This is a genomic window from Maricaulis maris, from assembly GCF_003634045.1.
In the GTDB taxonomy this organism is placed as follows: Bacteria; Pseudomonadota; Alphaproteobacteria; order Caulobacterales; family Maricaulaceae; genus Maricaulis; species Maricaulis maris.
Window position 1 is genome coordinate 290,297 of sequence record NZ_RBIM01000003.1, and the last position, 9,050, is coordinate 299,346.

8 protein-coding genes are annotated in these 9,050 nt (G+C 64.0%); all 8 read right to left on the minus strand.

Annotation, left to right across the window (positions count from 1 at the left end):
• Window positions 1–101: 101 nt before the first annotated feature.
• The 8 genes from C7435_RS07385 to mraY all read right to left on the minus strand — a co-directional run bounded on the left by C7435_RS07385 (window position 102) and on the right by mraY (window position 9,046).
• A complete protein-coding gene (locus C7435_RS07385; protein WP_121210614.1) occupies window positions 102–1,016 on the minus strand; it encodes a D-alanine--D-alanine ligase in 915 nt (304 codons plus the stop codon).
• Between the two features lie 52 nt (window positions 1,017–1,068).
• Window positions 1,069–1,656: a hypothetical protein gene (locus tag C7435_RS07390; RefSeq protein ID WP_121210615.1), complete on the minus strand. Its 588-nt coding sequence runs from the start codon at window positions 1,654–1,656 to the stop codon at window positions 1,069–1,071.
• The gene (gene murB, locus C7435_RS07395) at window positions 1,649–2,599 is read right to left on the minus strand and encodes a UDP-N-acetylmuramate dehydrogenase (protein ID WP_121210897.1); all 951 of its coding nucleotides are present in this window, start codon (window positions 2,597–2,599) and stop codon (window positions 1,649–1,651) included. Before murB ends, C7435_RS07390 begins: the two co-directional genes overlap by 8 nt.
• A 274-nt stretch (window positions 2,600–2,873) precedes the next feature.
• Complete coding sequence (murC, locus tag C7435_RS07400; RefSeq protein ID WP_121210616.1) at window positions 2,874–4,283, minus strand: UDP-N-acetylmuramate--L-alanine ligase; 1,410 nt, start codon at window positions 4,281–4,283, stop codon at window positions 2,874–2,876.
• Window positions 4,280–5,386, minus strand: coding sequence for an undecaprenyldiphospho-muramoylpentapeptide beta-N-acetylglucosaminyltransferase (gene murG / locus C7435_RS07405; protein ID WP_121210617.1), 1,107 nt, complete (start codon window positions 5,384–5,386; stop codon window positions 4,280–4,282). Before murG ends, murC begins: the two co-directional genes overlap by 4 nt.
• Window positions 5,383–6,510: a putative lipid II flippase FtsW gene (gene ftsW, locus C7435_RS07410; protein WP_083635125.1), complete on the minus strand. Its 1,128-nt coding sequence runs from the start codon at window positions 6,508–6,510 to the stop codon at window positions 5,383–5,385. Before ftsW ends, murG begins: the two co-directional genes overlap by 4 nt.
• Entirely contained in the window at window positions 6,507–7,931 is a 1,425-nt protein-coding gene (murD, locus tag C7435_RS07415; protein WP_121210618.1) for a UDP-N-acetylmuramoyl-L-alanine--D-glutamate ligase, read from the minus strand. The genes ftsW and murD overlap by 4 nt, the downstream gene beginning before the upstream one ends.
• Window positions 7,932–7,942: 11 nt before the next feature.
• Window positions 7,943–9,046, minus strand: a complete 1,104-nt coding sequence (gene mraY / locus C7435_RS07420) for a phospho-N-acetylmuramoyl-pentapeptide-transferase (RefSeq protein WP_075190357.1) — start codon at window positions 9,044–9,046, stop codon at window positions 7,943–7,945.
• Window positions 9,047–9,050: the final 4 nt, after the last annotated feature.

Genomic DNA, 9,050 nt, shown 5'->3' on the forward strand with positions numbered 1-9,050 from the left:
GACCTGGGCCTCCGCCCAGTTACGCAAACGCCGCGGTGCGGACACCGCGGCGGACTGGGGTTTGGTCTTGCGACGGACCGCTTTACGCGATCCGGCACGCCTCACCTTCGACACGACGCATTCTCCGCCATCCATGCAACGAGATCGGAAAATTCGATCCCGCAATACTGCGCCTGTTCTGGCGCTAGTGATGTCGGAGTCATGCCCGGTTGGGTGTTAATTTCGAGTAACCATAGTGGTGTATCGGCTGCCGAATCATACCGGAAATCCGACCGCGTCAAACCGCGACATCCCAAGGCCCGATGGGCTTTCAGAGCCAGTTCCTTTGCCAGTTCAGCGATTTCATCGGAAACCGGTGCCGGTAAAATATGATCCGAACCACCGGCGGAATATTTCGCCTCATAATCGTAAAAGGTCGTGTTCGGCTTGATCTCGGTGACACATAGCGCCTTGTCTTCCATCACCGCGACCGTCAGTTCCCGGCCGGGAATATAGCGTTCGATCAGGATTTCATCGCCCAGCGCCCAAGCGGTTGAGCCCAGTTCGGCGGGCGGCCGGTTGGCGCCTTCCAGCACGATATGCACCCCGACCGACGAGCCTTGCGCATTGGGCTTGGCGACATAGGGCGGCTTCATGACATGCGATCTGGCCGCCTCGAAGCGGTTGGCAATGACGCCCTCCGGGCAGGGAATTCCCGCCGCACGCAGCACGTCCTTGGCCTTTTGCTTGTCCATCGCCAGCGCCGAGGCGAGCACACCGGAATGTGTGTAGGGCGCGCCGAAATGTTCGAGTACACCCTGGACCAGGCCGTCCTCGCCCCATTCGCCGTGCAGGGCATTGAAAACGATGTCCGGAGCGGCCTCGGCGAGTTGCTGCGAGAGATGGCGGCCGGCATCAATCTCGACCACCTCATAGCCGGCATCGCGCAGCCCCTTGGCGCAGGCTGCGCCCGAGACGAGGGACACATCCCGTTCCGGTGACAGGCCACCGAGAAGAACCGCAACGCGTTTGCTCATTTGTCTACCCTGGCTGGCGCGATCATCCGGCCTTCGGCGGCCGGTGGAATCACTACTGCAACTGGTCTTTCGGGGTGGTCGGCTTGGCGACCGGATCGCTGATCGCGATCGCGATCGCGCCGGACGCGCGGGCCACCGCGATCAACTCGGTCAGCGCCTCGACCGGCGCCGTTCCCAGATCGGCATGCAGGATCTCGTCCTGGACCGAGGCGGCGTGGATGAAGCCGCCGGTCTGGACACCGGGTGTGACAACCGGCGTGTCCTTCATCAGGCCGAACCAGCGATCAAACCAACGCGTCAACGCCGCCATGTCCCATTTTGCGCCCTGCAGCTGCACCACGATGGCGTCCCAGCGGAAGGGGTGGAGATGGATATGCACGCCATCGACCGGCCCGTCCCAGGACTTAAAGGCCAGCATGTCATTGAGCCGGAATTCACGGAATTCCGGCTTCGGCTCGAGCTGGGTCGCAAAATCGATGCGGTACAGGTTCCGGATCAGCGCCTTGTCGTGCTGGATCGCAAACGGGTGCTCACTGACGCCCTGCGGGAAAAGTTTCTGCATTTCCGGCAGCCATTGCACATAGGCCTGGACGAATTTCTCGCGGATCGGCTCAACGGCCGCGGCGATGGGATCAGTCATCGGGATTGCCCCTTTTCTTGGTCTCGCCGGCGGGCCGGCCGATACGCCGGACTTCCCAGCGCAGATCGATATCATGTTGTTCGCGGACCCGCGCCCGCACATCCTCGCCGACCTGTTCCAGATCAGCCGCGCTGGCGCTTCCGTCATTGATCAGGAAATTACAATGCTGTTCGGAAAAATGCGCCCCGCCAACGCGGTAGCCGCGGCCGCCGACACTGTCGATCAGCTCCCAGGACTTGCGCTGCTTCGGTGTGCCGGGCGGATCGGGATTGGCGAAGGTCGAGCCGGAGGTCTTCTCGCGGATCGGCTGCGTCGTCTCGCGCCGCGCCGTGATGGCATTCATGCGCTCGGTGATCGCGTCGGGCGTATCGGCATGACCCTGGAAGACAACCGCGGTGAAAATCCAGTCTTCCGGCGCCTCGCAATGGCGGTAGGAATAGGCCAGCTCCTCCGGCGTCGCGATGATGCGGCGCCCCATCCGGTCGAGCGCGATCGCCTCGACCAGCACGTCAGATGTTTCCTGGTCATAGCAGCCGGCATTCATGCGCAGCGCGCCGCCAATCGTGCCCGGCACGCCGACCAGATATTCCAGCCCGGCAATCCCGGCCTTGGCCGCGGCCTTGGCGACCATCTTGTCGAGCGCGCCGGCCCCGGCGCGCAGCCGATGCCCGTCCAGCGCCTCGGTCTTCGCGAAGGCACCGGCCAAACGGATCACCACGCCCGGCACCCCGCCATCCCGCACCAGCGTGTTCGACCCGGCACCCAGCACAGTGACCGGTATCTCGTCCGGCGTTTCCGCCAGAAAGCGGCACAGATCGGATTCGTCGGCGGGCAGGTAGAGCACATCCGCCGGCCCCCCGACCCGAAGCCAGGTCAGGTCCTTCAGCGGCGCGGCCTCGATATATTTGCCGCGGACGGGCGGGAGTTGGGCGAGCAGGGTCATGCCGTCTTCCATCCGCGGCCTTGAGCCAGCAAACAAAAAACAGAGCCAATTGTCATCCCGGCCGGATGCCCGGCCCTGGGCCGGGCGGAGAGCCGGGACCCATAATCCCGGCGCGCACCGAGATAGGCCAGGCGTCGGAATCGCAGCGCTTGTCGGCCATATTCAGTGGCTATGGGTCCCGGCTCTGCGCCCCGCTTTCGCGGGGCATGCGGCCGGGATGACAAGGCAAGCGATGTCCCTCCATCGGGCAGAACTACAGTGTCGCCGGTTCGCCTCACGTGCCCAACGCCTCCAGCTCACCCGGCAGGGCATAGGCCCATTGCGTGATATCGCCGGCGCCGAGGCAGACGACGACATCGCCCTCGCCGGCCCGTCTGGCGACATCAGCAGCGACGCTTTCGCGCGTCGTGGCGCTGGCATCGCGGTGGCCGTGGGCGCGCAGGCTCTCCACCAGATGGGCCTGGTCGGCGCCTTCGATCGGGCTTTCACCGGCGGTGTAGACCGGGGCCACCAGCACGCTGTCGGCATCGTTGAAACAGGTCGAGAAATCGTCGAACAGATCGTGCAGGCGGGAATAGCGGTGCGGTTGCATGACTGCGATCACCTTGCCGGTGGCGGCCTGGCGCGCGGCTTTCAGCACGGCCACGATTTCGACCGGGTGATGGCCGTAATCATCGATGATCGCCGCCCCCTTCCACGCGCCGGTCCGGGTGAAGCGACGCTTGACCCCGCCAAATTCACCCAGCGCCGTCTTGGCGCCGTCTTCCGTGAGACCCAGCTCGCGTGCCGTCGCCAACGCCGCGACGGTGTTGAGCACATTGTGCTCACCCATCATCGGCAGGAAAATGCCGGTCCAGACCGTCTCTTCCTGGCCGCGCAGGCGGAAGCGGACGTCAAAGGTGGCACCCGACGGGTCCATCGTGAGATTTTCCAGCCGCGCATCGGCCTGAGGGTTCTGGCCATAGGTGATGACGCGGCGGTCCTCGACCCGGCTGGCCAGGGACTGGACTTCCGGATGATCGGTGCACAGCACGGCAAAACCGTAAAAGGGCAGGTTCTCGACGAATTGGAAGAAGGCCTGACGCAGCGTGTCGAAATCGCCGTAATGCTCCATGTGCTCGGGGTCGATATTGGTGACGATGGCGACCGTGGAGCGCAGCTTGAGGAAGGAGCCATCGCTCTCATCCGCCTCAACCGCCATCCAGTCACCCAAACCCATCTTTGCGTTCGAGCCATAGGCGGAAATGATGCCGCCATTGATCACGGTCGGATCGACGCCGGCCGCATCCATCAGCACGGAGACCAGCGAGGTCGTCGTGGTCTTGCCGTGCGTGCCACCGACCGCGACCGCGAATTTCAGGCGCATCAGCTCGGCCAGCATCTCGGCCCGGCGCACGACCGGGATCTTGGCGGCACGGGCGGCGACCAGTTCGGGATTGTCCGGCTTGATGGCCGAGGAGACGACGATGGCACCGGCGCCGTCGACATTCTCAGCCTTGTGACCAATCGCCACCGTCGCGCCCAGCCCGGTCAGGCGTTCCACATTCGGGTTCGCCTTGATATCGGAACCCTGCACCTTGTAGCCCAGATTGAGCATGACTTCGGCAATGCCGGACATGCCGATGCCACCAATGCCGACGAAATGGACGGGACCGACTTCAAACGGCAGGGCAGTGAATTTCATACGAGGGCTCCGGTGACCAGGCCGTCGACCGCCCGCGCCAGCGCATCGGCGGCATCGGGGCGGCCCAGCGCGCGCGCCGACTGGGCGCGGCTCGCAAGGTCGTCAGGGTTGGACAAACGGGTTTCAATAAGGGTCGCGATCTTTTCCGCCGTGAACTCACCCTCATGGACGACATCGCAGGCGACCGCCTGGACCAGACCATCGACATTGGCCGATTGGTGATCATCAGCAGCAATCGCCAGCGGGCAGAATATGGCTGGACGGCCAACGCCCGCGACTTCCGACACGGTCGAGGCCCCGGCCCGCCCGATCACGAGATGGCTGGCGGCATAGAGCGAGCCGACATCCTCGAAGAAGGGTTCGCAGCGCGCAGCAATGCCGGCTGATTGGTAGGTTTCGCGGGCCATGGGGAGGGATTCCTCGCGGGTCTGTTGGACCACATCAAGGCGGGAACGCAGCTTTTCCGGGACAAGGGCAACCGCCTGCGGCACGGTCTCCGACAGAATCCGCGCACCCAGCGATCCACCCAGGACAAGAATGTTCAGGCGACCATCACCGGAAATTTCAGGATAACCGGCGGCGCGGGCGGCAATGATCGGCGCACGCAACGGATTGCCGGTCAGGATATGACGCTTCTTCGCCTTGGCTGGCAGGCGGTCGAGACGTTCAAAGCCCGAGGCGACGAAGCCAGCCTTGGCGGCGAAGACACGATTGACCCGGCCGAGCACGGCGTTTTGCTCATGGATGGCAAACGGGATGCCCATCGAGCGGGCCACCGCCAAGGCTGGAAAGGCCGGATAGCCGCCGAAACCGGCGATCACATCGGGCTTCCATTTGCCGACAATCGCCCGCGCCTGGGCAAAACCCTGGGTCAGTTCCAGCGCCGCCTTGGCCAGCTTGATCGGGTTTTTCGTCGAAGGGCTGGCGGCATGGATCTCGTCGACCGCAACGGCAGGAAAGTCGGCGGCATGGCGCAGGCCGCGCGCATCGGTAACCAGGCGCACCTGCCAGCCTCGGGCGATCAGCGCCTCGGCGGCCGCGCGCGCGGGAAACATGTGCCCGCCGGTTCCGCCGGCGGCAATGAGGCAGCGTCTGGGTGTCATGCGGCGTAGCGCGGCGTGTAGGCGCCGGGACGGCGGCGCGTGAAGGCCAGAAGGAGGCCGGCGCCGAATGCAAGAGCGAGCATGGAAGAACCTCCATAGGACACAAAGGGCAGGGTCATGCCCTTGGGCGGAATGAGGTTCAAGTTTACGGCGATATTGACCAGGCTTTGCAGTCCGAATTGCAGCGCAAGTCCAGCAACGGCCAACTGCGCAAAGCCGTCCTGCAATCGCATCACCTGCATCCAGGCCCGGGTCACCAGGATGGCAAACAGGCCGATGATCGCTAGCGACGCGATCAGGCCGAATTCCTCGGCGGCAACCGAGAAGATGAAATCCGTGTGCGCGTCCGGCAGGAGGTGTTTGACCTCGCCCTCACCCGGCCCGACGCCGGCGATGCCGCCGCGTGAAATGGCCTCGGTGGCGCGATCGATCTGATAGGTGTCGCCGCTCTCCGGATTGAGGAAACGGTCCACCCGCGAGGCGATGTGCGGGAAGGTGAAATAGGCCAGCGTCGAGCCCGATGCTGCCAGCCCGCCCAGCACCGCCACCCAGATCCAGGACAGGCCTGAGGCAAAGAAAATCCCTCCGAAACACAGGGCCAAAAGGACTGACTGGCCGAAATCGGGCTGCAGCATCAACAAGCCGATGGCGAGCGCGAACAGGCCAAAGGCAATGATCCGCCCGGGCACGGGCGCTCCGCGTTTTTCTTCGGAAAACAACCAGGCCGCCGTGACCAGAAGCGCCGGCTTCATGAATTCGGACGGCTGCAGCGAGAGCGGGCCAAATCGCAGCCAGCGCGTTGCTCCCTTGACCTCATGCCCCACAAACAGCGTCGCCGCCATCAGGACAAAAGCGCCCATCAGGGCCACCAGGGCGAGACGTCGGGCGCCCTTGGGCGACAGCGAGGAAATGCCGAGCAGTGCGGTCAGGCTGACCCCGGCAAAGACGCTCTGGCGGTAGAGAAAATAAAACGGGTCATCAATGCCCAAGCGCTCGGCCGCAGCCGGGCTGGCGGCCATCGACAGCACAAGGCCGGTTACGATGAGGGCAAGAATGACGAAAAGCAGGGTCCGGTCGATACCACGCCACCACATGCCCAGCGCCCTCGGGAAGCTCTGGATCACGCAACACCCTCCGCCACGGCAACGGCCGGGACCAGCGTCCCGACAAGCTCACGGAATGTGTCACCGCGCGCCTCATAACTGGTGAACTGATCGAAGGACGCGGCAGCCGGCGACAACAATATGATCTGTCCAGGCGCCGGATCCGCTCCGGCATCGCGCGTCGCGGCGGTAAGGGCGCCGGCCAGGTCACCGCACAGCTCACAGGCGATATTCCCGTCAAGTTCACGGGCAAAGCGCTCAGCCGCCTCGCCGATCAGATAGGCTTTTTCGACACGGTGGAACTGGCTTCGGGCTGCGGCCAGTCCGCCCTCCTTGGCCCGCCCGCCAACGATCCAGCGGACACGTTCATAACAGCCCAGCGCCTGCACGGCGGCTTCGGCATTGGTGGCCTTGGAGTCGTTGATATAAGTGATGCCGTTGATCGTCGCGATCCGCTCCTGGCGATGGGCAAGGCCGGGAAAACTGGCGATCGCATCGGCGGCCGCCCGCCCTGCCACGCCCAGCGCCCGCACCACAGCCAGCGCCGCCGCCGCATTCTGGGCATTGTGCCGACCGGGCAGGCTGGGCGATTTGACGAGATCGACAACCGGATGCGAGGCGCAATCGAGCGCGTCATAAACCCGGTCACCCAGCGCGTAGACACCGCGCGCGAACACCCGGCCGGCCGAGATCGGGATGACCTCCTCCTCCCGGCGCTCTTGTCGCAGCGATGAGTAAAAGGCTGATGTCTCATTGTCATCAATGCCGATCACCGCAACGCCGCCCGGCTGTTGCATCGAGAACAGGCGCTGCTTGGCGCGCAAATAGCCCTGAAAATCGCCGTGCCGGTCGATATGGTCGGGCGATACATTCAGCAGAACGGCGACATCGCAGGCCAAGGTCTGCGTCAGGTCGATCTGGTAGGAGGATAACTCCAGCACATAATAGCTGCCCGGACGCGGTGGCGCCTGCGCCAAAATGGCGTCCCCGATATTGCCGCCGACCACCACATTGCGGCCGGTTTCGCGCAGGATATGGCCGATCAGGGCGGTCGTCGTCGACTTGCCATTGGTGCCGGTGATGCCGATCACTTTCGGGCGACGCTTGTCCGGCAGGTCGGCGATCGCCATGGCGAACAATTCGATATCGCCGATCACCGGCGCATCAACGGCTCGGGCCAGCTCGACCACGCGGTGCGGTTTGGGATGGGTGAGCGGGATGCCGGGCGACAGGACCAGCGCGGCGATATCGCCCCAGTCGCGTCGGTTGAGGTCGTCCAGCGTCAGACCTTCCGCCTGGGCACGGGCGCGCGAAGGCTCGGCGTCGTCCCAGCACGAAACCGCTGCGCCGCCTGCCTCGAGGGCCTTTGCCGTGGCTATGCCAGTGCGCCCCAATCCGAACACAGCCACACGGCGGCCTTCATATGCGTGGATCGGGATCATAAGGGCCTATCCTAACGCAATTTCAGGGTGGCGAGTCCAATTAATGCGAGGATGACCGCAATAATCCAGAAGCGGATGACGATGGTCGGCTCGGCCCAGCCCTTCTTCTCGAAATGGTGATGGATGGGCGCCATTCGGAAGACACGCTTGCCGAAGAGTTTGAAACTGGCGACCTGGACCATCACCGAGACCAGTTCGAGCACGAAAAGGCCACCGACAATCGCCAGCACCAGCTCGTGTTTGATGGCGACGGCGATCGTGCCGAGTGCGCCACCCAGCGACAGCGATCCGGTATCGCCCATGAAGACCATGGCCGGCGGTGCGTTCCACCACAGAAAACCGATCCCGGCGCCGATCAGGGCGCCGCAGAAGATCAGGATCTCACCGGCACCGGCGGTGTAATGGACCTGGAGATATTCAGCAAAATCAACCCGGCCGACGACATAGGCGATGACGCCGAAAGTCGCCGCCGCGATCATCACCGGCACGATGGCCAGCCCGTCCAGCCCGTCCGTCATGTTGACGGCATTGCCCGAGCCGACAATGACGATACAGCCAAAGACGAAAAAGAGCGGCCCGATATTGAGCATCAAATCCTTGAAGAAGGGAAAGGCGATCGAGGTTTCGACGCCGGGCTCGACGCCCAGCGTGCGGGCCGTATGCGTCGCCCAGACGACCGCGATCAAGGCGATGGCGAATTCGCCGACCAGCTTGAAGCGGCCACCGAAACCGGCCGTGGTCTGCTTGGTGACCTTGAGATAATCGTCAATGAAACCGATCACCCCGAAACCGGCGGTGACGAAGATGACGATCCAGACATAGGCATTTGTCAGGTCGGCCCAGAGCAGCGTGCCGACCATCACCCCCAACAGGATGAGGAAGCCACCCATGGTCGGGGTGCCGGCCTTTTCGACCACATGGCGCTCAATGCCTTCGGCGCGGATCGGTTGGCCCTTGCCCTGTTTGCGGCGCAACCAGCCGATCATCGGCTTGCCGAAGATGAAGGCGATCAGCATCGCCGTCATCAGCGCGCCGCCGGTGCGGAAGGTGATGTAGCGGAACAGGTTGGCGAATTGCAGGTCTTCCGCCAGCGGCGCAAACAGCAAGTAAAGCATGGGC

Excerpts from the sequence above, each read along its gene's own strand:
- mraY (WP_075190357.1), bottom strand. The coding sequence starts at position 9,046 with ATGCTTTACTTGCTGTTTGCGCCGCTGGCGGAAGACCTGCAATTCGCC.
- murG (WP_121210617.1), bottom strand. The coding sequence starts at position 5,386 with ATGACACCCAGACGCTGCCTCATTGCCGCCGGCGGAACCGGCGGGCAC.
- C7435_RS07385 (WP_121210614.1), bottom strand. The coding sequence starts at position 1,016 with ATGAGCAAACGCGTTGCGGTTCTTCTCGGTGGCCTGTCACCGGAACGG.
- C7435_RS07390 (WP_121210615.1), bottom strand. The coding sequence starts at position 1,656 with ATGACTGATCCCATCGCCGCGGCCGTTGAGCCGATCCGCGAGAAATTC.
- murC (WP_121210616.1), bottom strand. The coding sequence starts at position 4,283 with ATGAAATTCACTGCCCTGCCGTTTGAAGTCGGTCCCGTCCATTTCGTC.
- murD (WP_121210618.1), bottom strand. The coding sequence starts at position 7,931 with ATGATCCCGATCCACGCATATGAAGGCCGCCGTGTGGCTGTGTTCGGA.
- murB (WP_121210897.1), bottom strand. The coding sequence starts at position 2,599 with ATGACCCTGCTCGCCCAACTCCCGCCCGTCCGCGGCAAATATATCGAG.